General features: G+C 60.5%; 20 protein-coding genes and 3 pseudogenes. 19 read left to right on the top strand and 4 right to left on the bottom strand.

Going from position 1 to position 24,275, the window contains the following annotated elements; translation table 11 throughout:
• Nucleotides 1-3: 3 nt before the first annotated feature.
• From GLR48_RS22635 to GLR48_RS22705, 15 genes and pseudogenes are all read left to right on the top strand, one after another.
• Complete coding sequence (locus GLR48_RS22635) at nucleotides 4-942, top strand: ArdC family protein (RefSeq protein ID WP_237065974.1); 939 nt, start codon at nucleotides 4-6, stop codon at nucleotides 940-942.
• A gap of 23 nt (nucleotides 943-965) precedes the next feature.
• Nucleotides 966-1,175, top strand: a complete 210-nt coding sequence (locus tag GLR48_RS22640) for a DUF6330 family protein (protein ID WP_237065981.1) — start codon at nucleotides 966-968, stop codon at nucleotides 1,173-1,175.
• 87 nt (nucleotides 1,176-1,262) lie between these two features.
• Nucleotides 1,263-1,652 (top strand): DUF3768 domain-containing protein, encoded by a 390-nt coding sequence (locus tag GLR48_RS22645; RefSeq protein ID WP_133344248.1) that lies wholly within the window; start codon nucleotides 1,263-1,265, stop codon nucleotides 1,650-1,652.
• Nucleotides 1,653-1,809: 157 nt separating this feature from the next.
• The gene (locus GLR48_RS22650; protein ID WP_237065989.1) at nucleotides 1,810-3,792 is read left to right on the top strand and encodes a ParB/RepB/Spo0J family partition protein; all 1,983 of its coding nucleotides are present in this window, start codon (nucleotides 1,810-1,812) and stop codon (nucleotides 3,790-3,792) included.
• Nucleotides 3,793-3,868: 76 nt separating this feature from the next.
• Complete coding sequence (locus GLR48_RS22655; protein ID WP_237065991.1) at nucleotides 3,869-4,462, top strand: regulator; 594 nt, start codon at nucleotides 3,869-3,871, stop codon at nucleotides 4,460-4,462.
• Complete coding sequence (locus GLR48_RS22660) at nucleotides 4,462-5,118, top strand: DUF6927 domain-containing protein (protein ID WP_237065993.1); 657 nt, start codon at nucleotides 4,462-4,464, stop codon at nucleotides 5,116-5,118. Before GLR48_RS22655 ends, GLR48_RS22660 begins: the two co-directional genes overlap by 1 nt.
• Before the next feature lie 104 nt (nucleotides 5,119-5,222).
• Nucleotides 5,223-5,522 carry a type II toxin-antitoxin system RelB/DinJ family antitoxin gene (locus GLR48_RS22665; protein WP_044353023.1) on the top strand — a complete coding sequence of 100 codons (300 nt, stop codon included), beginning with the start codon at nucleotides 5,223-5,225 and terminating at the stop codon, nucleotides 5,520-5,522.
• Nucleotides 5,509-5,784, top strand: coding sequence for a type II toxin-antitoxin system RelE/ParE family toxin (locus GLR48_RS22670; protein WP_071974127.1), 276 nt, complete (start codon nucleotides 5,509-5,511; stop codon nucleotides 5,782-5,784). Before GLR48_RS22665 ends, GLR48_RS22670 begins: the two co-directional genes overlap by 14 nt.
• 106 nt (nucleotides 5,785-5,890) lie before the next feature.
• The gene (locus tag GLR48_RS22675; RefSeq protein WP_237066001.1) at nucleotides 5,891-10,153 is read left to right on the top strand and encodes a strawberry notch-like NTP hydrolase domain-containing protein; all 4,263 of its coding nucleotides are present in this window, start codon (nucleotides 5,891-5,893) and stop codon (nucleotides 10,151-10,153) included.
• A gap of 187 nt (nucleotides 10,154-10,340) precedes the next feature.
• Nucleotides 10,341-10,661, top strand: coding sequence for a DUF6878 family protein (locus GLR48_RS22680; protein ID WP_237066003.1), 321 nt, complete (start codon nucleotides 10,341-10,343; stop codon nucleotides 10,659-10,661).
• A 1-nt stretch (nucleotide 10,662) separates the two neighbouring features.
• On the top strand, nucleotides 10,663-11,124 hold the full coding sequence (locus GLR48_RS22685; RefSeq protein ID WP_237066005.1) for a DUF6915 family protein: 462 nt from the start codon (nucleotides 10,663-10,665) through the stop codon (nucleotides 11,122-11,124).
• A 100-nt stretch (nucleotides 11,125-11,224) separates the two neighbouring features.
• Nucleotides 11,225-11,526, top strand: a pseudogene (locus GLR48_RS22690) (hypothetical protein).
• Between the two features lie 124 nt (nucleotides 11,527-11,650).
• A complete protein-coding gene (locus tag GLR48_RS22695) occupies nucleotides 11,651-12,379 on the top strand; it encodes a DUF736 family protein (RefSeq protein WP_237066009.1) in 729 nt (242 codons plus the stop codon).
• Between the two features lie 285 nt (nucleotides 12,380-12,664).
• Nucleotides 12,665-13,072 carry a hypothetical protein gene (locus GLR48_RS22700; protein ID WP_237066011.1) on the top strand — a complete coding sequence of 136 codons (408 nt, stop codon included), beginning with the start codon at nucleotides 12,665-12,667 and terminating at the stop codon, nucleotides 13,070-13,072.
• Nucleotides 13,073-13,320: 248 nt separating this feature from the next.
• Nucleotides 13,321-14,136: pseudogene (locus tag GLR48_RS22705) on the top strand (IS3 family transposase); the annotation flags it as partial.
• 211 nt (nucleotides 14,137-14,347) lie between these two features.
• On the opposite strand, the gene GLR48_RS22710 reads toward GLR48_RS22705, so the two are convergent.
• Nucleotides 14,348-15,631, bottom strand: a complete 1,284-nt coding sequence (locus tag GLR48_RS22710; protein WP_237066014.1) for an IS110 family transposase — start codon at nucleotides 15,629-15,631, stop codon at nucleotides 14,348-14,350.
• A 136-nt stretch (nucleotides 15,632-15,767) separates the two neighbouring features.
• On the opposite strand from GLR48_RS22710, the pseudogene GLR48_RS22715 reads away from it, so the two are divergent.
• Nucleotides 15,768-16,040, top strand: a pseudogene (locus GLR48_RS22715) (integrase core domain-containing protein); the annotation flags it as partial.
• 25 nt (nucleotides 16,041-16,065) lie between these two features.
• Nucleotides 16,066-16,524: a rhomboid family intramembrane serine protease gene (locus tag GLR48_RS22720; protein WP_237066015.1), complete on the top strand. Its 459-nt coding sequence runs from the start codon at nucleotides 16,066-16,068 to the stop codon at nucleotides 16,522-16,524.
• 143 nt (nucleotides 16,525-16,667) lie between these two features.
• Here the strand turns inward: GLR48_RS22720 and drt5 are convergent, their stop codons facing one another.
• From drt5 to GLR48_RS26020, 3 genes are read right to left on the bottom strand one after another with little or no spacing between them, the layout of a single operon-like run.
• Entirely contained in the window at nucleotides 16,668-18,131 is a 1,464-nt protein-coding gene (drt5, locus tag GLR48_RS22725; protein WP_237066016.1) for an antiviral reverse transcriptase Drt5, read from the bottom strand.
• Between the two features lie 21 nt (nucleotides 18,132-18,152).
• The gene (locus GLR48_RS22730; protein WP_237066017.1) at nucleotides 18,153-19,964 is read right to left on the bottom strand and encodes an ATP-binding protein; all 1,812 of its coding nucleotides are present in this window, start codon (nucleotides 19,962-19,964) and stop codon (nucleotides 18,153-18,155) included.
• Nucleotides 19,961-21,397 carry an SIR2 family protein gene (locus GLR48_RS26020; RefSeq protein WP_237066018.1) on the bottom strand — a complete coding sequence of 479 codons (1,437 nt, stop codon included), beginning with the start codon at nucleotides 21,395-21,397 and terminating at the stop codon, nucleotides 19,961-19,963. The genes GLR48_RS22730 and GLR48_RS26020 overlap by 4 nt, the downstream gene beginning before the upstream one ends.
• Before the next feature lie 2 nt (nucleotides 21,398-21,399).
• Between GLR48_RS26020 and GLR48_RS22740 the strand changes: the two genes are divergently transcribed.
• Nucleotides 21,400-22,341: an IS1595 family transposase gene (locus GLR48_RS22740; RefSeq protein WP_237066019.1), complete on the top strand. Its 942-nt coding sequence runs from the start codon at nucleotides 21,400-21,402 to the stop codon at nucleotides 22,339-22,341.
• A gap of 948 nt (nucleotides 22,342-23,289) precedes the next feature.
• The gene (locus GLR48_RS22745) at nucleotides 23,290-24,219 is read left to right on the top strand and encodes a DUF2493 domain-containing protein (protein WP_237066020.1); all 930 of its coding nucleotides are present in this window, start codon (nucleotides 23,290-23,292) and stop codon (nucleotides 24,217-24,219) included.
• Nucleotides 24,220-24,275 lie beyond the last annotated feature (56 nt).

The raw sequence follows: 24,275 nt of genomic DNA on the forward strand, positions 1-24,275 counted from the left end.
GCCATGGCCCGATCCCGTACGCCCAAATTCGATGCCTCAGGGGTCATCACAAACGAAATCATCCGCATCATCGAGCGCGGCGTCCTGCCGTGGCGCAAGCCATGGACCGCAGGTGGCAGCTGTCGCCCCCTGCGCGTGGGCGGGGAACCCTACCAGGGAGTGAACAACTTCCTGCTGACGATGCGGACCGTGATGGCGGGCCACAGCTCTCCCTTCTGGATGACGCTGCCGCAGGCCAATGCGTTGGACGCAAAGGTCCGCAAGGGCGAAAAGTCCTCTGTCGTCGTCTATTACGGTCAAAGCCGGAGAGACGCAGCCGATGAGCATGATCACAGCGACGGGGATGATCACTCCGAGGAAGCCCGTATCTTCCGCTTCCAGAAATCCTACCGCGTGTTCAATGCCTGCCAGATCGAGGGCTTGCCCGACAGCTTCTTCCCCGATCCGGAGCCCGTGCCCGAGCATCCGCCGTCCGAGCCCATCCCGCACATGCAGGCGTTTTTCGATGCCATCGACATCACGACCGTCTTCACGGGCACGGAGGCGTACTATTTGCCGCCCGTGGACAAGGTCTACATGCCGTCCATCACGCGGTTCCAGGACCCGCGCAATTTCTACGGGGTCTGGGCCCATGAGCTCGCCCATGCCACGAAAGCCCCCCATCGATTGAACCGTGATTTCGGGTTCTCGAAGTTTGGCAACACGTCCTATGCGCGCGAGGAGATCGTCGCGGAATTGACCTCGGTGTTCCTGGGTCAGACGCTCGGCTTCACGGCGCATACGCTCGAGATGAATACCGCCTATCTCCACAACTGGCTGCGCGTCCTGCGCTCGGACAAGGGTGCGATCTTCAAGCACGCCGCGGACGCGCAGCGCGCTTGCGACTACTTGATCGCCAGATCGGAGGCGGGCAGGGCAGGGCGCAGCGCCAAAGCGGCCTGACCACACGGAGAACGGAGACTTCCATGTCATGCAAGGAACCCAAGACGCTGCGGGTGGCCTGCTTCAAAGATGGCCGCCGCAAGATCATCACCTTCAAGCGCAGTGCCTATTGGTGGAGAGCGTCCGAGGGTGCCTATCCACTCTCGGACGCGCTCGAGACCATCAAGGAAAACGGTGGCTGGGTCGAGACCATCCCCAACCCGAATTACAGACCCAAGGGTCTGTTCGGGTAGGGCACCTTCTCCTTCGGTCCTGCCGCCAGGCGGAAAAGGAAAAGCGGGCTTTGGGAAGGGTGTTTCAACTTCTCAAAGGAGATCCCCATGTCCATGACCGTTCAACCCCAGCCAGACCGTCCAGATCCGACCGTGATCGCGGCGCAAAACGACGCGTTTCGCAAGCTCGCGTGCCTTGGAGTGCCGCCCGCGCAGCCCATCCAGGGCCGGATGCATGTCACCCGCTCGCTTATGGAGGCCGGCGATGGCTTCATGGCCGAGGCGGTGAAGGCGACTGGTGCGTTCGATACATTCGAGCCTGAGAATGATCCCGAGGGATGGCACGATTTCGGGGCGGTCGAGATCCGTGGCGAGACCGTGTTCTGGAAAATCGATCTCTATGAAGCAGACTCGGATTTCCGCTACGGGGCTGAGACCCCGGACAATCCCGCCACCACCATGCGCGTGCTGACCATCATGCTGGCGCGCGACTGGTAGAAGGGCAGGGGACTCCCCTCCTGACACCTCAGGCGATGAAGGCCCACTGACCCCTCAAAGGGAAAGTGGGCCTTTTGTCGTGGTGATCCCTGAAGCCGGGGATTGGTCACGCGCGTGAAGGCGCGGGCCACACCTCACCCACCTGGAAGGATATCCCATGACCACAAGCTTTGCCCCTCTCACCGTCGCCATCGGCGATCTGGTCCCGCATCCCGCCAATGTGCGCAGCAACTCGCCGGAAACTTATGACCCCGAGAACATCGCGCATCTGAAGGCCAGTATCGCTGTTCTGGGCCTGCTCCAGCCGCTTCTGGTCCAGCAGCTCGACGGCAAATACGCCGTGCTCGCGGGCGGCCGACGCCATGCCGCGCTGAAGGAGCTGGTCGCCGACAAGGCCACCAAGGGGTTCACTGCGAAAACCAAGGTCGACTGCCGCCTTGTGCCAGAGGAGTGTGACGCGACCACGGCACTGTCGCTTGCCGAGAACATCACCCAGGCGCCGATGAACGCAATCGACGAGTTCGAGGCTTTCGCCCGGATGATGGAGGTCGACGGCCAGACGCCCGAGACCATCGCAAAGACCTTCGGCACCACGGTGGCCGCCGTGAAAGGCCGGTTGCGCTATGGCCTGATACACCCCGACATCCGCGCCGCGGCCCGGGGCAAGGTGATCACGCTCGACACGATGAAAGCCTTCGCCGAGCACCCGAGCCAGGAGGCGCAGCGCGAGGTCTTCGAGGCGCTCACGAAGGACGGCGGTTATCTGCAGGCCTATACCGTCCGTCAGGCCCTCAAATCCCGCGGCGTGCAGGTCAGTGACGATATCGGGGCTTTCGTGCGCGCGGACTACAAGGCGCGTGGCGGCGCCGTCGCGGCTGACCTTCTTGAAGAGCATTCCGTGCTTGAGGATGCGGCGCTGGTCGAGACCATCTTGCTCGAAAAGCTCGGTGCCGCTGCCGAAGAGGCCCGTATGAGGCTGGGGTTTGCCTGGGCCGATGCGATGGTGCGCTATGACTACGCGACCATGGCCGACTATGGCCGCGTCTATCCCGGCCAGATCGAGCCGGATGAGGCTGCCCAGAAGCGCATCAATGAGATCACCGCCGAGCTTGAGAAATTGCAGCTCGAGATGGAGGATGAGGGGCTCGAGGACGGTGCCTACAATGCCGTTTACGACCGCGTCGACGCTCTGGAAGAGGAAGCGCGCGATCTGCAGGAGGCCTACAGCGCCGAGGACCTCGCACGGTCTGGGGTGATCGCCTCGTGGCAGGGTGGGCAGATCACGCTCCATGTTGGTCTCGTCCGCCCGGAAGACACCATCAAAGAGGAGGGCGCGCGCGGCTCCTCGGCTAGCCCGACCGGGGAGGAGGCCCCGGACCCGGGCGAAATCACTTATCCAGCCTCACTGGCTGAGGACCTCAAGACCGAGCGTGCCATGGCGCTTGGCGCTGCGATGGCGCTGCATCCGGAGGCCACGCTCGATCTGACGCTCTTCAAGCTGGTCAGTGACGTTCTGGTCAGCGGCATGAGTGTCACGCAGGCGATCAAGATCGAGGCCCGCAAGGAATACCGTACCCACGCCAAGATGGACGAGATCGACGAGACCTCGCTTGAGCAGGTGGCGGCGGCGCATGATGCGCTTGATCTGTCCTGGCTCGATGACACCCGTGCGCCTGCCGATCAGTTCGCGGCGTTTCGCGCGCTGAAGGCCGGCGAGAAGGCCAAGCTCGTCGCCTATGCCACCGCCAGCACCACGCAGTCCTGCTTCGCGCGGGACCGATCGCGCGACAGCCTGATGCATGCGTTCGAGATCGAGATCATGCCCGATATCCGCGCCCACTGGACGCCGAACGCGGCGCTCTTCAATCGCTTCAAAAAGGCGTGGCTCCTGAAGATCCTCGGTAAGGATCTGGGTCTCGCCCAGGAGGCGGTGACGCTCGCCTCATCGAGCAAGAAGGAGATCGTCGCCTTCTGCGACAAGCTCTTCGCTGAACCCTTCGCCACGCTGACGGACGCGCAGCGCGCTGCCGTGGCCGCCTGGTGCCCGCCGATGATGCAGACCGCCGGTATCGCCTTTGATGAGGCGGAGCCCGCTGCGGAAACCCCGGAGCCTGACAGCGAGGTCGCGCAAGCGGCCTGACGCATCACGCGACCCGCGCGTAGATCATGCCACCCGCGCGGGTCGACCCTCCCACACCCAACGGAAAGACATCCCCATGGCTATTCTCAAGTTCTCCGCGTCCGCTGTCGCGGCGCAGATCGCCCATGCGCGCGCCTGCAAAACCTTCCTGCCCAACTGGAACGGGCCGGTGGACAGGCCCGCCCTGATCCTCATCGTCGGCAATGGCGTGCATCTGCGCTCGAACGGCATCGATGGCACGACAACCCGCATCGTCACCACCGAACAGGCCGATCCCTCCTTCGCCCTCGCCGACGGCATGAACCCGTTTCGGGACACCGACTGGATGGCGCAGCGCCGCATGGCGTTTCGCGAACTGACCGGCCAGTTCTACACCGACATCCTGGATGACGTGCAGGTGCTCATCGACCGAGGGCGTGGTGCCATCCGGCTCGCCACCGATGGCCACAGCATCCGCGTCTTCGTGCGTCGGGCCTCGGACTATCTCATCGGCGGAACCTACGAGGTGCCCTCGGGCCTCGGCGGCACCTTCCGGGTCATCCTCAAGGATGCCTGCGACACCTTCGCGATCGTGCAGAACTGCGGCAATTGCGAGGATTTCGATGCCATGCAGCCCTACCGCGTGCCGCTCGATGCGCTGATGGAACTCGATGATCGGAGGGCGGCTTGATGGGTTGGCTCTTCTACACCGATCGCCGCGTCCAGACGTACGCGGATGAGAAAGCGGAGATTGCCCGGCTCTGCACCTCTCATGGCGATACGCGCAAAACCGAACTGGTCAAAGCCTGCAAGGTGGGTTCGACTTGGTACGCGGCGGCAAAGGTCACAAGTATCGATGGCTCGCCGGTCGAAGACACAACCTATGTGACCGATGCGGATGGCTCCATCACTTTCGGTGCTGTCTTCCTCACCCGATACGATGACGGCTGCTGGGGCTACAAGGACATGGAGGAAAGCGCTGGTCCGAACGAGTCGAGCGCTCCCCTTGCGCTGATCGAGCTTCTCTCTGACCTGAAAGACGAAGGCAGCTACGCCCAGGACTGGCGTCAGCGCTGCCGGGACTGGGCTGCGATCCCGGACTACGAGGAAGGCGACAAGATCAGGCTCGCCACGCCCGTGACGCTCACCGATGGCAGCACCTGCCAGATCGTCACCGCGACGCACTACAGGCGTGGCCGGCAGAAACGCCGCTGTTACCGCATCGAGGAAACCGGTGGGCTCGTACGCCTGTCGAAGGCCTCGCTTGCGGGCTCGGAGCTGCTCAGTTCCGCGAAGGGTGCGGCCAGTCCTGTGCTGGCGGAGTATCTCGCGGGGCAGGGTGGCTGAGTTTCCCGCTGAGACAACATCACGGGACCACGCGCGAACATACTGCCGACTTGAATTCGTATCTCAAATGAGATACATCACTCCCATCAACTGGAGGACCATCCATGCCTGCCCAAACATCCATGCTTCATGTCCGTGTTGACGATCAGCTGAAAGCACAGGCTTCGGACGCACTTGCGGGCGTCGGTCTGACGCTCTCCGACGCGGTGCGTATTCTTCTGACCCGCGTGGCCGCAGAAGGCGGCTTGCCTGCCGGATTGACCGCTGATCCGGATGCCTATGACGCCTGGTTCAGGGCGAAGGTACAGGAAGCGCTGGACGATCCAAGGCCCACAACGCCCCATGCCAAGGCGATGCAAGACGCCCAGGCATTGATTGACGGGAAGCGCCTTGCCAAATCTTGAATGGAAAGCCACGGCCATAGCCGACTTGCTGGCAATCATTGACTACATCTCTGACGACAACCCGGATGCCGCCCAAGTTCTCAAAGACGAGATTGAACACAAGACGTCCCTCCTTCCAGAACGCCCTCAGATGTACCGCGCGGGCCGTGTGGACGGGACTAGGGAGATGGTTGTTCGGCCGAACTACATCGTGGTTTATGCTGAAAGCCCTGAGATGGTGACCATTTTGCGCGTTCTTCATGCTGCGCAGCAGTGGCCATGATCGGGGTGCAGGCCCCCCGCTAAGAAATTGCCTGCTCTACGCCTTCAAAGTGTAGAGCGGGCTTTTTGTCCTTTGGAACTCAGACCTTGATCCAAAGGAATTCCCCATGTCCAAGCCTCTCTCAACGCTCCTCAATCCTGTTGAATCCGACGCTAACCTCACCTCAGCCATCGCGCAGATCGGCGCGGAGGTCGACCTCCAACCCTTGCGCAGCTCAGCGCTCGCGCGCATCATGCGCGAGACGTTCCATGGCAGCGATGCCGGCGGTGCCTGGGACTGGCGCATGGCCTATGATCTGATGCAGGCCGCGGCCATCCAGGTGCTGCTGCGTGGGGACGGTGCAGCAGGTGACATCGCCACCGCTAAGCAGATTGCCTCACGGCTCCTGACGGAAACGCGCCGGTCAGAGCAGCAGATCCGGCTGCAGCAGTTTTCCACGCCGTTGTCTTTCGCGGCAATGGTCGTGCGGGCGGCAGCCATTCGCAAGGGCGAGACCGTGCTGGAGCCCTCGGCTGGCACCGGTGCCCTGGCTGCCTTCGCTGCCCAGGCCGGTGCCACGCTTTTGCTCAATGAAATCGACCCCTTTCGCCAGCGCCTCCTGCGTGCGGTTTTCGCTGACGAGGTCACAGGCCATGACGGCGAGCATATCGATGATCTGCTGCAGACGCCGGTTCTACCCGACGTCGTGGTGATGAATCCGCCCTTCGCCTCCTCGGTCGATCGCTCCCGAGACAAGTACATCGCGGCTAAACATCTCATTGCGGCTGCAAAGCGCCTGGCACCCGGTGGACGGCTGGTGGCGATCATGCCGCCGGGGTTCACGCCCGAACGCGATGCCGCGCATTGGACCCGCGCCTGCGGTTTGCTCACGCCGCGCTTGGCACTCACGATGCCGGGACAGGTCTACCGCAAGCTCGGCACCTCTGTCGAAACCCAGCTCATGGTCTTCGACAAGGTGCAGGAGGACGGCGAGATGATCCGCGCCAATGTCCGGGGCTTGGATGAAGCCCTTCCTTTTGTCGACGCCGTGGCCGCGACCCGGCCCGAGATGCGCCCCGTACAACAGGCGGCGGCGATCCCTCACGGGCGGCCGACCGTTCCATCCTCTGCCCCGCGCAAGCGCTGCGCCGCGCCTGCCGCCGCCTCCAAAACCCGAACTAATGCCGTTCTCCCGCTCAGCGTCACAAGCTTCGATGTCCCGCGCGACAACACGCCTGTCTCGGACATCTATGCGCGCTATCGCCCACAGCGGATCGAAATCGCGGGCGCGCAGGAACATCCCACGCCGCTCGTCGAAAGCATCGCCATGGCCTCTGTGGCACCGCCCATGCCCTCTGGTGCCGCGAAGTCGGAATTGCGCCTACCTGCGCGGTTGATCGAGGAGGGACATCTCTCCGAGGCGCAGCTCGAGACCATCGTCATGGCGCATGATGCCCATGGGCGCGACCTGCCGGGGCGGATGCGCCTAGATGACGACCAGACCAAGCTGACGCGCGCCGATGATGACCCTAATGCACGGGCCTATCGCCTCGGCTATTTCCTCGGCGACGGCACCGGTTGCGGCAAGGGCCGCGAATGCGCGGGGCTCATCCTTGTCAATTGGCTGGCCGGGCGCAGAAAGGCGATTTGGGTCTCCAAATCCGCCACGCTTATCGAGGACGCGATCCGCGACTGGACCGATCTCGGCGGCTCGCCAGCCGACATTCAGCCGCTTTCCAAATGGAAACCGGACCAGCCCGTCCCGATGGGCGACGGGATCCTCTTCGTCACCTACGCCACGCTGCGGTCCGCGGGCAAATGCGGCACCACACGACTGAGCCAGATCCTCGACTGGATGGGCGAAGACTTTGAAGGCGTACTGGCCTTTGATGAGGCCCATGCCATGCAGAACGCGGCCGGGTCCGAGCAGGGCAGGGGGGTCAAACCCTCCCAGCAGGGCCTTGCTGGCCTGCGGCTGCAACTGGCAGCACCCCGCGCTCGCGTCTTCTACATCTCGGCCACGGGTGCCACGAGCGTGCACAACCTGGCCTATGCCGCGCGGCTGGGGCTCTGGGGGCAGGGCCCCGAATACCCCTTCCCAAGTCGCGAGAGCTTCGTTTCTGCGATGGAAGCCGGCGGTGTCGCTGCCATGGAGGTGGTCGCGCGCGATCTCAAGACGCTCGGGCTCTACACGGCCCGCGCCCTCAGCTTCGACGGCGTGGAGTATGACGTGCTCGAACACGCGCTCACCCCGGCCCAGATCGAGATCTACGACGCCTATGCGGGTGCGTTTCGCACCATCCACCACAATCTCGAAGCCGCGCTGACGGCGACCGGCGTCAACAATGCCTCGGGCGAGACCAATGCCTCGGCCGCACGCGCCTCGGCCAAGTCCCGCTTCGAGAGCACGAAGCAGCGCTTCTTCAACCATCTCCTGATGGGCATGAAGGCTCCAAGCATCATCCGCGCGATCGAGGACGATCTGGCGGCGGGCAAGGCTTGCGTCATCCAGGTGGTCTCGACAGGTGAGAGCCTGCTGAAACGCCGACTTGAGACAATGGACCCGGAGGATGAACTCGTTGAGGGGGCCTTGACACCGCGTGACTACGTGCTGGGCTACCTCGAACAGGCCTTCCCGATCCATGCGCAAAAGCTGGTCGAAATCGACGGCAATATGGTGGCCGAGCCGCTCCGCGATGAGACCGGGGCGCTGGTCGTATCGCGCGAGGCGCTCGCCCTGCGCGATGCGGCAATGATGGAGTTGATGACGCTGGCGCCGATCCCCTCGGCGCTCGACCAGATCCTCTGGGCTTTTGGCGATGAGGCTGTCGCCGAGGTCACGGGGCGCTCCATACGGCCCCTCAAGGCCGAGGACGGCCATCTCTTCATCGAGAAGCGCGCCGCCAGCAGCAATTCGTCGGAGACCCAAGCCTTCATGGACGGCGAGAAGGATATCCTGATCTTCTCCGATGCGGGTGGCACGGGCAGATCCTACCATGCGGCGCAAACGGCGAAGAACCAGAAACGGCGGCGGCACTACCTGCTGGAGCCCGGCTGGCGCGCCGATGCGGCCATCCAAGGGTTGGGCCGCACGCATCGCTCGGCTCAGGTCAGCGCGCCCTTCTTCCGGGTCTGCACCTCGGATGTGCATGGCGAAAAGCGTTTCACCTCGACGATAGCCAAGCGCCTCGACCAGCTGGGGGCCTTGACCAAGGGTCAGCGCGAGACCGGCTCGCAGGGCATGTTCCGCGAGGAGGACAATCTCGAAAGCCCGATCGCGCGGGCGGCACTGCGTGGGTATTTCGCCGATCTTGCCGCCGGGCGCGCCGAGGCGATGAGCTACGAGAGCTTCACCGACTGGACAGCCCTGCGGCTGATCGACAAGGACGGGGTGCTCCTTGAGGAGCTGCCGCCGATCCAGCGGTTTCTCAACCGGGTGCTTGCGCTGCCCATCCACATGCAGAACGCGCTCTTTGCCGAGTTCATGCGCCGGATCGCTGATCAGACCGAACGCGCGCGGGCGGCGGGCACGCTCGATCTCGGCGTCGAAACCCTGCGCGGCGAAAAGATCGAGCAGGTCTCCACAGAGGATCTCTGGACCTGCCCGAAATCCGGCGCCGTGACGCGGATCATCGGACTTGAGGTGACGGACCCAGTGTATGTCCTGGGCGCCGAAGAGGCCATATCGCGCAATCCCGACAAGCTGCCGATGGTGAATCGCGCCTCCGGTCGCGCGGCGCTCATCTCGGCACGCCCGATGCAGATGTATGACGAGGACATTGTCACGCTGATGCGCAAGGCGGTGCGGCCAAACGGGTCGAGCTATCTCGAAGAGGCACGGTTCGAGTCCTCGGCCTGGGAAGAGATCGGCAAGCCTGAGTTCGTACGGCTTTGGGATGAAGAGGCTGCGTCCCTGCCGAAAACCACCACGACCAAGCTTTACCTGCTGACCGGGCTCTTGTTGCCGATCTGGAAGGACATTCCGACCACCAATGAGCGCATCTACCGGGTCACGCCCGATGGGGCGACCGCCATGATCGGGCGCACGCTGAGCGAGGAAGGGGCGGCCGCGCTGCGCGCCAGCTTCCTCGTGTCCAACCCGCAAACACCGCAGGAGATGTTGACCGCCGCCCTCGGCACCACTGCGCCTGTCGATCTGGGCCGGGGTCTGACTCTGACCCGTCGCCGTGTCGCAGGCGAGATGCGCCTCGAGCTTGGCGGCGCGGACAAGGGCATGATCGACGGCCTCAAGGCCCTCGGCTGCTTCACCGAGATCATCGCCTTCCAGTTGCGGGTGTTCCTGCCGCATGGGGACGGGATCGACACGGGAAGCATTCTGGCCCGGATCGTGGGGCAGGAAGCCAGCATGACGTCAGAACAAGCCGCCTGAAAAGTCAAAGCGAGCTTCCGGTCGGGCGTCGCGGATCTTGGTTTCACCGGTCTGCGCTTTCCGGGCGCGCGCAGACCAATGCCACGCCCGGCCCCCCAACTTCAGACAAGAGGACAGACCCATGACCAATCCCCAGATCGATTATGCCGTAATGGCGGCTCAGTGACGCGCGGAGCGTGAAACCACCTTGAAGGCATCCCGAGTGGAGCTGCTCGCGCAACTACGTGCCCTTGGCATCAGCGAGGTCACTGCCGAATACGAAGGCTATGGCGACTCCGGCAATGTCGAGGATGTGACGGTGCAGCCTGCAGAGGTCAAACTGCCGGAGGCGCTTGCCACAGAGGTTGGCGACTTCGCCTGGTCACTCGCCTATCACCATCACCCGGGGTTCGAGAACAACGAGGGTGGCTACGGCACGCTGACCTGGGACATAGCACTAGACAGTATCACCTTGGATCACGCGGACCGCTATGTCGAATGCTCGCACAGCTATGACGAGGGGCTGTGAGATGGCCCATCCGCTTCATCATGCCGAAAGCTCTGCCCGGAAATTCGGCGGGGTGCCGTCTGACTATCAGTCCATACATGACTGGTTCGATGCCTCGAAAGAGCACCTCGCGCTCTTTACGCACCGAGCTTTGCGCCATCACGCCCTTGGCCTGTTTGAGGCCGAACGTGTCTTCGGCCTGACCCTGACCAATAGCGCTGGTCGAGAAATCCCCGTGCGCTGGATCGGCGAGCAGCATGTCCGTGAAGATTGCCAAGGCCGCATCCCGAGCATGGCGGACTGGCTGCGACGGATCCAGCCCGAGCCATGGATGGCCAATGGCCACATCGACCGGCATACCGGCGATGAGCCCTGCGGCGACCCAAGGGTTGCCTGGGCCTCCGAGGTCGCCGCCGGCCGAACGGTTCTTGGCCTGAAAGATTGGATGGCGTCGCGCATGACGCAAGCCACGCAAGGTGCCTGACAGGTCTCCGCTTTTTGCCAAACGAATGCCGCACGGAAGCCCGGTCGGACGATCGGGCTTCTTGCGTCGTTTACCCACCATTCTTCGTAAGGAGGTTCGCATGACACTCGTTGATATCAAGGCGGCCGTCGATGCCGGCCAGACCGTGCATTGGGCCAATACCGGCTACATTGTCCACAAGGACAGGCTCGGTCAGTACTTGATCACCTATCAGCCGAACGGTAGCTGCATCGGCCTGACCGACCGGAGCGGGCACCGGTTGAACGGAAAAGAGGCGGAGTTCTTCATCGCGCGATCGGAGGACAGCGCGGAAAATCCGGGCAGCCAATCAAGACCAGACGGGCAGGGGAGGGGCGCAGCACCCGGAGGCGCGGGGCATTCCCACTCGGACGGCAGCTCTGACCCGTGGGCGGGGCTGAAAGGAAAGCAAGCTTTCTGATTTGTGATCCCTCAAGGGGTCGAGAAAGCAATCCCGGATGCGCTGGCAAGGACGTCAGGCACCGGCCAATCCAAAAGGAACCATCCCATGTTCGCAGGAACCCTCACCCGCAATGTCGAAACCGCAGTCGCCGAGTACACCGGCATGATCCACGGGGCGCGCTTTGACATCGCCATCCAGTTGGAGGCGCGGGCCAAGATGTCTGAACGCAGCCCGGATTTTGACGTGACGGCAGTCAACAAATCAGGCCGCAAGGTGCGTATCGGCACGGCCTGGAACGAGACCGGCAATACCAGCGGCAACCCCTACATCTCGATGCAGATCGATGTCGGCCTCGGCCCGTTCCGGGTCAACGCAGTGCAGACGAAGGAGGCGCGTGCGGCCCAAAGCGGCGCGTTCGAGATCATCCCGCTGGTCTCGAACGGCCTGATGAAATCCGGCTCGATCTCGGGCGAGCTCACCGCCATGGACGCCGACAACGCCTTCACCGGATACATCGCCAACATGATGTTCGATCTGGAGTTCATGCTGATCGAAAACAGCTACAAATCCGAGGAGACCCACCCCGATTACCGCATCGAGGTCAGCTCGCCCCGGGGCACACCGATCCGCGTCGGCTCGGCCTGGATGGCGAAAAGCAGCCGTACTGGCAATGACTACCTGTCGCTGCTGATCAACACGCCTGATGGCGACCTGCGCGTGAACGCCGTGCAGAACGAAGAACAGCGCGGCGGGCAGACCTTCTCGATCATCCCGTTCATCGACAGTGGTGAGCAGCCGCAGGACGCGGGCGTGGGGCTCTCGCTGGTCGCCTAATCGGCGCGCGAGGGGGAGACGATCTGAACCCAAAGGGGAGCCGTGGGACCACGGTTCCCCTTTTTCCATGTCCGTTTGCGTGAAGGACGTCACCCGCTTGCGATCTGGTGTAAATGCAATACAATAATATATTAACGCAATATCGAGGGCGGGCGCGTGGCGGCTAGATCAGGGACGGTTCCATGGTTCGAGAGCTTTGATGTTGAGGCAGAGGTTGCAGAACTCCTTGCTCATATCGAGCGCTGCACTGGATTTTCGCTGCCTGACCGCAAGCGTGATGTTATCATGACCCATGCAAGGGCAAAGCTCGACAAGAACCTGCAGGCGTATCTGGAGGCCAAGGCGGTGGGAAAGCCGGTGTCCACATCGCGGCGTGCGTATCTGACCGACCTGCAGGACACGATCTTCATGGCGATCCCGGAAGAGAACCTCGCGCGGATGCCGCTAAGCGAGCAGGTTCTGAACGATTCCGAATTCTACGCGGAAGCCATGCACCGTGCCGCTGCGATCAGTGAGGATGAGCTCTTCATGGCGCTGTCCTCATCGCTGAAGGACATGACGGTCCAAGACGCCCGAGCGTTCGTCTCGAAGCTGTGGCACAGCACGATCGATGACAATGCCCGCAAATACGCCGAAGCCCTGAAGCGCCCCGAGCGTGAAATCATGCCGCTGCGGCCGGGGAACACTGTGTAAGATCGAAGCCAATCTCTTGGCTTGAGCCGTACCAAGGTTGACCGCCTGAAACCCCCTTTCCCGGAAGTGGCACCCTGTGCAGCGCGCGAAAGCCGTTGAAGGGCTTGCGGAGACGTCTACTGTCGCCGCCATGATGAACCGGGATCACATGCGCGCTTTTTTTCGGCGCGCTGCGGCGGGTAATCCCCCCCGGAACTAAGGGGATGCGGACGTAGAATTTTCTCAGCAAGATACCTGAGGAGAATCTGATGAAGATGACGAGATTTAACGAACCCCAGATCCTTGCGATTTTGCGCCAAGCTGAAGGCGGTGTGCCTGTGGCTGAGCTGTGCCGTGAGCATGGCATGAGCTCGGCGTCCTTCTACAAGTGGCGCGCGAAGTATGGCGGCATGGATGCGTCCATGATCAGCCAGATGAAGAGCCTTGAGGACGAGAACCGCCGGCTGAAGCGCATGTTCGCGGATCTGAGCATGCAGGCTGATTTATTGAAGGAAGCCCTTGGAAAAAAAGTGATTGGGCCATCTCAGCGACGCGAGATGGCCGCCAAGGCCGTAAAACACCGAGGAGTCAGCATCGCGCTGGCGTGCCGGGCGTTTGGCGTGAGCGAGACGTGCTATCGCTACAGTCCGTTGCTCAGCGATGAGAACGAGATGATCGCTGATCTGCTCGTCGGCCTCACCGAAGCCCGCAAGACGTGGGGATTTGGGCTGTGTTTCCTTCACCTGCGCAACGTGAAGGGGCACCCGTGGAATCACAAACGTGTCTATCGGATCTACTGCGCCCTGGAGTTGAACCTTCGGATCAAGCCGCGCAAGCGCCTGAAGCGGGACGTGCCGGACGCTCTGGCCGTGCCCGAGAGGCCGAATGTGACCTGGTCGATGGATTTCATGGCAGATCGGCTTGAGGACGGTCGGGCCTTCCGGCTGCTGAACGTGCTGGATGACTTCAACCGCGAAGGTCTGGGGATCGAGGTAGATTTTTCTCTGCCGGCCGAGCGGGTCATCCGGAGCCTTAACAACATCATCGAGTGGCGGGGCAAGCCCAAGACCATCCGCGTGGACAACGTCCTAGCTCGGGAACAAAACGCTGTTTAGGGCGTCAGATCACATGGCATCCGAGCTACCGGATACCTTTTGAATTGTTGCCCAGGCGGGCTCCGCCGTCAAGAAGTGGTCTCTCCCATAGCAAATACAGGGTCGGCCACGATGCCGCCCTCACCGTCCTTAAGACGAGATCCTAAATCCCAAGCGGAAGGCCCGAACATTATCTACGAGGTCAGGAACCTGCCTCCACGGCTCTACAGAGAGGGGTCCTTCCGCCTGGGCTCGTCCCCTCGAAGAAGGGACGATAGGGTTCGCCGGATTTGATCACGGCGTGAATGGTGCGGGCCATCTTTGCGGCGATGGCTGTGTAAGCCTTGCGGCGCAAATCCGGGTTGTGACGATCTTGCGCAATGTAACGCTCGAACTTGTCGCGGAAGCTGTTGGCCTTCTTCATGACCGCCGTCTGCCCTGCAAGCCACAAAGTGCGGCGCAAACGGGCGTTGCCGTATTTGGAGATCTTGCTTCGACCGCGGAACATGCCGGACTGGACGGTTGCCAGATCCATGCCGCAAAACTTCAGAAACTGCCGGTGATGACGGAAGCGGCGCAGGTCACCGGTCTCGGCCGGGATCGTCAGGGCGTTGATCGGCCCGATGCCGGGAATGGTGCGCAGCAGCAGGTAATCGGGACGATCGCCGAGCAGTTCGACGGCACGGCCTTCGATGGCATTGCGTTGGCGGATCAGGCTTCTGCCTTCGGCCAGCATCATGCGGAACATCCTGATGGCGTCAGAATCCGGCGACACGGGCAGCCCCGCGGAAGTCTTCGCCGTCTCGTAAATATCTGACAACATGAGGGTCTTCTCGACCTTGCGTCCAACCACTTCCCATGCCGCCTTGGTGAACGCATCCTTGGTCAGGGCAGATATCATGTGTGGAGACGGGAACATCTCGAGGAAGGCCAGGAACCAGTCGGTGCGCGAGCTGCGGTGGAAGCGGTCGGCCTCGGGAAAATAAAGTGGCAGATAGTGGGTCAAAATCCGATGCCACAGCTCGGTCTTGGACCGCGACACCGCATCATGAGTCTTGGACAATTCCTGAATGTCATTCGTACCGGCGACCATCGGGTCCTGGAAGATCTGCACCGCGCCGATTTGCAGCATGTGCAAGATGACTTGCGCATCCTTCGGATCATTCTTGTCCCAGCTGTTGTGTAGCGCCTCGCGTGTGCGGGCGAGGGCGACCGAGGATACCAGCTTCAGGTCGAACCCGGCGACGCCGAGATGATACATCAGCACACGGTGATAGTTGCCGGTGGCCTCAAACCCGATCCGGACCGGCAGGCCATATTCCCGCAAGATCGCGATCAGGCGCATGAAGTCGTCGGTGGAATTGGTGATCGTCATGCGCCGCCGCCGCGTCTTGCCCGGGACGGCAATCAGCACCTCGTGCCGGTGTTTGGAAATGTCGATGCCTACCAGAACGCGGGCATCCGAAGTATGTTCAACCTTGGCCATGGCCGGTCTCCTCTGTGGTGTGGTTCGCAAAACCACCATAGAGACCCGAGACCCGGTTATGGCCGCCTGCTGCGCAATTTTGGAGGCTGCGCAGGCGGCCATAACCTTGAACGGCACTTCATTCCCAACATGCTACGGCCCGGAATACATCAGTCATGCGCTGCTGGAATGGGCCGAAGAGCAGGGCATCGCCTTGGCCCACATACAGCCAGGTCAGCCGCAACAGAACGCCTACATCGAGCGCTACAACCGCACGGTCCGGCATGAATGGCTGGACCAATACATCATCAATAGCATCGAGGAGGCCCAGCACTTCGCCACCCAGTGGCTCTGGACTTACAACAACGACCGCCCGAACATGGGCATTGGCGGCATCACACCTGCAATGAAACTGAAAATGGCTGCGTAAGTTCTACGACCAAATCCCGTTAAAAATGGGAGGATTACCGGATGGCATCATCGCGATGCCCCTCCTGCATGGGAGCTTCGCGCACCTGATGGCCAATACGCCGCCGCTGCTGGTGATGGGTGGACTGCTGGTGGCAACAACCACGCGAGCCTTGCTGCCGGTGAACGCCGTGGTGATCGGCTTCGGCGGCGGTCTCGTGTGGCTGTTCGGCAGCTCGGCCATTCATATCGGAGCGTCAGGGCTGGTCTTCGGCTGGTTCGGCTTCCTCGTGGTGCGCGGCCTCGTGGATCGCTCGCTGATCACGCTAGGCGCGGCACTGGTGGTCGGTGTCCTCTATGGCTCCATTCTCTGGGGCGTTCTTCCGGGCCAATCCGGCGTCTCGTGGGAGGCGCATCTCTTCGGCGCCATCGCGGGCGCGGCCGCTGCAGTCCTTGTCCGGACGCATGTCCATGCGCCACGCTTGGGCGACGTCGATCTGGAATGAAGCAGTACGCCCGACGTGGTCGGTCCGTAGCGGACTTTGCCGATTTAGTCAGGTGCTGCGACGCAGCTTCACCAGAGCGGACGCTGTGCAAAATTCGGTAATACTGACAATATCAAAAATTCAGGCGAACCCTAAAGGCCCACTCAATCCTTCGACACTATGTCAAACACAAGCTTGTTGTAGTTTGAAGCTTTGGCAAAGTAACCCAATCTGTGACGGCGGTCGATTCTATTCAATCCTCTGTGGCCGACCGCGCTAGACCAGGACAACCAATCGGATTGCCCAGCACCCAAATGGGCGTCGCGAAGCTCTACTAATCCGTACCTCAAGTCGGGTATTTCGAGGAGTTTAGCTCTGGAGATCGATGTGGCGTTTGGATGATTGTTCAGCCTGTCTATGATCTCTGCCGCTGAATTGGTGTTCAGAAGCCGATCTTCAAGAATGTGGGTCAGCCAAAAAAGCTGGAACTCGTAGATCATCGCGTCATTGTCACGAAGTAGTTCCAAGACGAATGCGGCTATGGCTTCCTCGTCTTCCGCCTCACGGCAAAATGAGTGAATATTCTTGAATAGGTGTGGGAAGCGACGCGCTATGTCTGCAAGACGTTCAATCGCTTCTTCGGCATGCTCTGCCATCAACGCCAGCACGAGCTCTGCGTCCTCTTCTTCGATATCATCTTGTTGTAGTAGGCCTCGCAGAAAACCCATTTCTTCATCCGACAAATCCTGTTCGACTTCGACCTCTTCATCGGAAATACCATCATAGTCGGTGATAACTACACGCCGTCTTTGGAGTAGCTGTATCCTTACGTCTTCGATCGCATCCTCAAGTTCAACGTTCTCCCGCACGCCGTCACTGGTTTTGTTTGGATTCAGTGAAAGGCCTTTCTCACCCAACAAGCGCTGGATCGTAATGAAGTCATGACGAAGATCACGCCGCGAGTCGGAGAAAAGTACAAAATCGTCCATAAATCTAACAACCGCATTGCTGCGCAATCCGTGAAACTGTTCGACAAAACGGAGAAAATCATTGCCTATCATTTTCGTTGGGTAAATGCCCTGTGGCAGACAATCGACTGACCGCCCCGTGTTTATTTCCCGAAGAAACTGACCAAACGCCTGGTAATCCTGTTCGGATGCTCCGGTTCTGGACAACCAAGAAACGAGGTCATGGTGGTAAACTGAGTTGAAATAAGCAGCGACATCGAAGCTCAAGCTGTATCTGAATTGATCTCGATACGCAGCAATGGCCCCCTTATATCCTCGATATGATCCCGAAGGATTGAGTGGCTCACCATCTTGAAAGCGGTAGCCAAAATGCTTCTTGTGCTCGTGGTAGGGCGCTCTGAAGCGGGTTCTATTTCGTAAGACGAGATCGTAAATAAAATACTCCGCCACAGGGTCCAGTTTAACGGTTCGCCTCAGGTGAAAACCGGGCTTGTCGGCATAAACCCTGGTTTGCGAACGGAATGAAAAAGATTCCTGATCGGGATCAAGGCAACGATTCAAAAACTCGGCAATCTCGGCATGACCATTTTCGATCAAGTAGCGGTTTGTCGATATCGGGAAAAGCATTCGACGATAGTCAGCTGAGTAGAAATCGAACATCAATACTTCCTACTATTTTGATCAAAAATCTTCGGTCAATGGGGCTGCTTCGGTTTTGCCCCAAAATTCCTGATACTTCGGGCCGTGGCTTTCTGGTTGCTGACCTTTTTCGGGTTTACTCATCATGATCGGCAACGGTGCGGGTAAATCGGGGCCGACAATGATCGCCTCGCCTTGTGATAGAGATGGGATAAAGGCGGCGGCGCTGCGATCAAGATCACCGCATGCCCTTTCAATGGTTTCCCGGTCTCGCTCATTGGTTAGCCGATGTACAAAGAGGGTTCCAAGTTGACTGAGAACATCCTGTGGCACATCTCTGGGACGCTGCGTCGCGACAACGGTGGTCAGTCCGTACTTCCTGCCTTCCTTGGCGATGAGGCCAAAGGCATCGAGGTTAACGCTATTCTGGTCATCGCCGACAGACCGGCCAATAAACTGGTGAGCTTCATCCAAGAAGCAAACAAGCGGATTTTGTCGAAAACGCCCCTGCCGTGCGATGCCAAGCAGATAGCGTCCAATAGCGTTCAGTAGCAACTCACGCGCATTGTGCTTAAAGCTCACGTTTTCGAATGAAAGCACCAAAGCCCTCGCATCTGGATCATCAAGAAACCCCTCGATTTCTTCGCATATATCCAAGCCTTCTTGAGAAAAAAAGCATGACATATCAGGAGAGTTCAAAAGCGTCTCGATCCGAATAACCAAGGTATTGTTGTAACCTACTTGCTTCGGGTCCACCCCGCCAAATGTGCCGTCCGTGTTAGCCGGGAACAAACACTCTTTGCCAATTTGGTTGGAAAGCACTTTGAGATCGAAGTCACAGTCATCTGCCGCCAACTGATCGGCTAGCATCAGCTGAGCGCGACCAAGCGGTTTCCTCTGTTGGTTTGCTTTCGAAACAGTTCTGTTCTCGTCAAGGTGGATGAAGCCGACTGTTTGGTCGTTGTGTTGAACTTCTATTCGAAGAGCATCGCTGCCTTCGACGGCATGCTGCGGAAACCGCACTGGGTCTGCCAACAGCAGTCGAGCCAGTCTCAAGCTGATAATCGCACTGCGAAGAGTGGGGCCTTGGCTTTGCCCGGTTGGTCTGAGCAGGGCGTTCAAGTCAAGCTCGGACAGCTTCTCACTCGGAAACCGCGCCAAGCGGCCTTCAGCGGCTTGGTCATTTGAGAACTCAAACTCCCGTGCGGTGGCTACCTTTCCTGCGAACTCTCCCGTTGGATCGAACAGAATACACTTGCCACCTATACGCACGATCTCATTGACGAGGCGGGACACTGTCCAGCTCTTCCCCCCGCCTGTCGCACCAAATACTCCGCAATGACGACCGAACAATTTCTCCGGCGGAATGCTGAGGGCGGCATCATCCAGCCCAGATAGGTTCCCCAGCTCGACGAGCAACGGTGCACTGTCTCCCTTCATATCGCCTTCCAAGGCATCCTTGATGGAATTGGACAACGCTCCGCCTTCTGCGAGGTAGACTCCATCACCGACCCTTGGCTGCGTGTTGATACCGCGCGTCACTTTCCGAGTGGTCTTGCTGACGGTCGCCAACAATTGAACACGCCCCTGCGGCTCTACCGTGGGATCGGTTTCGATCTGGTGCTCAAGGACGTTTCGTTGCCTGTCTGGAATGCCAACCTCCGTCACGCGTCCCAAGATCGCTGAGCGATCGCAATCGACAAACACGAAATCACCAACTGAACCCTTTGCCAGTCCACGCCGCCCGAGGGCTGCAAGTGCATTCGGCAAGGTGAGTTCTACAGCACTGGCCGTCACCCGTGTGACCGTTCCGATGCGCTTCGACGGGTCGATCAGGGAGGCAAGCTCGCTCATGCGCCATCGCCCTCGCGCAGCTTCTCAAGCCGATCCCGCAAGAGCTGGCGATCCGTCTTGCCCGATATCATTGGGAGAGCATCGGCAAGGTCTTCGAAACGACCGTTCAGCATAGTGATGCGCGTATCGCCCTGCTGCACAAGACGCGCAATCTTGCTTTGGTATTGGCGTTGTCCACCTAGATCGAGGTCAATTTCCTGCACGTCTTCATCGAAGAGCTTTTGGTGCTCTACGAACCCACGATCACAAAGCACAAGGCGAAGCGACAGGTTCGTTTCGATGGCTGACCAGATCGGGGCGCTGATGTGATCATCAGCAAACCCGAAGCCTGAGACGATCAACGTTGTATCAGGTTCCCGCAACGCTGCCTGCAAGGCCGCGAACATGTCGAGATAGGGGCTTCCGAATGCTTCCTGATATTTCGAAGACCGAGGATAGATCAGGACTGGCTTGCGGTCCTCGCCGGGGGCATCGACGCTTCGGATAACGACTTCATCGGAACGTCGCCGCCAATCCACTGACCCGTGCAGCTTGTAGAGGTGAAACACGCCGTCGAGGTAGTCGGCCTTCGTGCCCGATGCGGCTCGCCGCACGATGTCATGGTCGAAGTGATCACGGTTGAACCGCTGTTCGGCACTGTGGGAAAAACCGTCGATCAGCACGACACCGAGACGTAGACCTGCCGTCTCAACACACAGATCGTAATTCGTGGTGAACAGCTTCACTCTGGGCTTTTCCGGAGATCGGCGGGCGAACTTCTTCAAGAATGCCAATTGCGCGGGCAAATCCGTGCCCGCGCCAACAAAACCTACCTTGCCCAAGATCGTGTTCTCAGCAACGCGAACAAACTCGATCAGCTCATCCAACCAAGGCCCATCAGCGAAATCAGGGTCGTTTTTCGCCCGAATATTGAGCAGCTCAATTTGCATTTTGCAGAGGCTCAACAGGCTTTCGATATCTCCGGCCTTCTGCTTCCCCTCGCTGTCGTTCTGCGGCAGGCCACCCATTACTTTCTTTGCGAGATCGTCAAACTCTTTGTGGTCGACCAAATTTCCTTCGGAAACGGCATCTCGCACAGCATGCCACAGATCGCCCATCCCCGGCGCATTCGGCCCGCCTTCGTTCTTGGCCGAGAAGGACGCCCCAGACCCCAACAGCACCACGACATTGGTTGAATGCAGCGCCGCCAACAGAGCCTCGTCGACCTGATCCTTGCATCCGGCCTTGGGTTTCTTGCTGGGGTCGTCCGGGTCTTCCTTCTCACCCTCCCAGCGCAGCCACTTGCCGTCGCGCGTCAACAGGCGCAGCAACTCCTTTTTTCCTACCAGCTCTCCATCCCAAAAGTTCTTCAAAGGCTTATCCCCTTCGATCCGGCGGCACATGATGTAGGGCGACGCGGCTTGCCAACCCGAAGTGTTCTGGTATTGTTCCACCCATGCCAGCCAGATGGAAAAACGACAAACCTATGTCCCGCCAGGCGTTCGACGCCCGGTTTTCCGACGAGGAAGCGTGCTCGCATTATCTGGCGGAGCATCGTTGGCCCGAGGGCTTCGTCTGCCCCTCCTGTGGGACGTGCAAGGGCTGGCCACTCAAGCGAAATCGCGCGACTTGGGAGTGCGCCGGTTGCGCGCGGCAGACATCCGTGACGGCCGGCACGGTGATGCATAGCAGCCACTTGTCGTTGCGAACGTGGTTCCTCGCCGCGCACATCATCACCAGTCATTCCAATGGCATGTCAGCACTGCAACTTCAGGCCCAACTTGGCCTCGGCAGTTACAAGACAGCTTGGCTCCTCTTACAAAAGCTGCGGCGGTCCATGGTCAATCCTGAACGCAATCCCCTGAAAGACCTCGTTGAAATCGATGAGACAGAGATGCCGTTCCGGTCCCGGCATGATCCACCGGATCGGCCAAAGGGCGGTCGCAGCCCCGTCGGAAAGATGTTTGTCGTCTGTGCCGTCGAGCTATCAGATGACGGTCAGCCGCGCCGGATCAGGATGAAGCACATTCCCGACGGTGCGGCGAAGACGCTGCACGGGTTCATTGGTCAGGTCGTGGAACCCGGCGCACACATCATCACGGACGGCTGGCTCGGTTACGAAAATCCTCCGGCAAACACGCACGAGGCGAAGGTCGTCAGCGGCAAGAAGGCACACGAGATCCTCCACTGGGTCCACCGCGTGTTCTCCAACCTGAAAGCGTGGGCAAAAGGTGTCTTCCACGGCCTCAGAAAGCGCCATCTGCAACGCTATCTGGACGAATTCGTGTTCCGCTGGAACCGACGGCGACACATGCGCAGCGCATTCGACACGCTGCTCGGGATCGGTGTTGGTCTCGGTCCCGCGACATATCGCGATTTCGTTGAGCTGCGGGCCTGAAGGCCCTCGTTCCCCACAAAAGCCGCCACCCGTAAATCAGCGAAGCACTCAAAACTGATGCGGGCAACCTCTCAACCCAACGGCGCGAAGTTCTGCGCCGCGTCAACATGTAGGCCGACCGGACTGAAAGGGATAAGCCTTAGTTCTTCAAGTCTTCCACCTTAGAATGCAATTCTAGGGTGAAGCTAGATTAGTTGTTCAGCCGGGTAAATCATCCATGAATCATCGCTCACCAAGGTGTTCGGCGCATTAGGGCCGCAAGCGCACCAATGACGGCTTTTGAAGTGGAGCTTTTTCGGCTTGCACTAGCTGTGAATGACGACTTCCCGCCCATCACGTCGAATGCTTGGACAAGTAATCCGTATAGTCGGCAGCGGCGTCGCCAGCACATCAACCTTGGGCTAAGCCTTGCGGCCTCCCCAGCTCGGCTTCGCGTGTCGCAGGGGAGAACGGCCCTTCGGTCCGTCGCGCATTCGGCCATGCGGCCTCACCGCGGCGTCGCACCCGGCATCCCGGTTTGCCCGCCTCGCGAGCACGTCCCTCCCCGGCCGCTCCGCCGGATTGCGCTCTGGTCTGTTTTGGCCCGAGGCCAAAACGATCCCGCCGCTCCATCCGTCTCCCGCGTCCGGTCGGGCCGTTTGCCTGCTCGGGTCGGGCAAACCTACCGTCAAAACACACACACATGAGTGCGGAAGCATATCCTCCGGATGGCCCCCAAATCAGCCCGCGTCAAGGATCGCAAAACTTTTCAGCGAGGGCGGAGCGGGTGGCTTGGGGCGGTCCCGTGCGTGAGGGTGCGCGTGTGTCGGGTGCTGCGCGCGGAAAACTTTTGCGCCCGGCAAGCCGGCGGCTGCGCCGTCCCTGACCCGGGCAGATTCGGAAACCAGGCATTCGGCCATGCCCCCACACTCACGTGGTGGCCTTGCAACCGAACACTGGAGACCAGACATGGCTTACGACACTGCGAACACCTACGAGACCATCGAGCTTTTCGGACTGACCGAGAAGGACGCCCACCTGCCGATCCCGGAAGATCACATCCTGACCGACCACATCATCCGCGAGAGCTTCGAGGCTCTGCTCGGTCAGCTGCGCGGAACCGGGCTTGAGGCAGAAATCGAACCGCTGGCCCATGGGCTCGCCACGATCCTGCAGCGCCGCAAGGTGGCGCTTGGCAAAGAGGTCGACCGCACCGCCGACAAGATCGGCGCGCTGGCAAAATCTCACGACGGATCGGAAATCGCCGAGACCGCGCTCGAAGAGGGGCAGGCGCGCTTCCTGCAGTTGCGCGAGATTGTCAGCGCCATCGAGGTGATGAGCGAGGCAGCGGCGGAATGCTACGAGATCGAGACGGGCCACGCCTTCATCCCGGCAGCCGGGTCGCGCGCAAGCGTCCGGGCGCAAGAGACCGGGGCGGTCTTCGAGGCACGGCAGCTCCTGGAGCAGCACGACCGCGAGACCGCCGAGAAGTCGAAAGTCGTGGGGGTTCCCCTGATCGTCTCAGGCGCCACCGTCTGGACCGATGTCGATGTGATCTTCAACACGCTCGACAAGGTTCGCGAACGGATCAAGCAGAACCGCAATCAAGACATCTTCCTCTGCCACAAGGGTGGCAAGCACGGGGCGGAGATGATTGCGGCTCGGTGGGCCCGGGCACGCGGGGTCGCGCAGGCGCGCTTCGATCCGCGCTGGTCCGCACATGGCCGGGCGGCACCGTTCAAGTGCAACGACGAAATGCTGGACGACAAGTTCGCGGCGACGGGGGTTGTACTCTTCGGCGGCAACGGGGTCGCGCTGAACCTCGGGCAGAAGGCGGAAGCGAAAGGTCTGACGGTCATGCGGGTTGCGGACCCGGCGAAGAAGACTGCGCAGGATTGAAGAGAGGGGGTCGCGCTTGGCGCGGCCCTTTCGTCCTGTCTCATGGCGCGTGCGGT

This window comes from Loktanella sp. M215, assembly GCF_021735925.1.
Taxonomy (GTDB): domain Bacteria; phylum Pseudomonadota; class Alphaproteobacteria; order Rhodobacterales; family Rhodobacteraceae; genus Loktanella.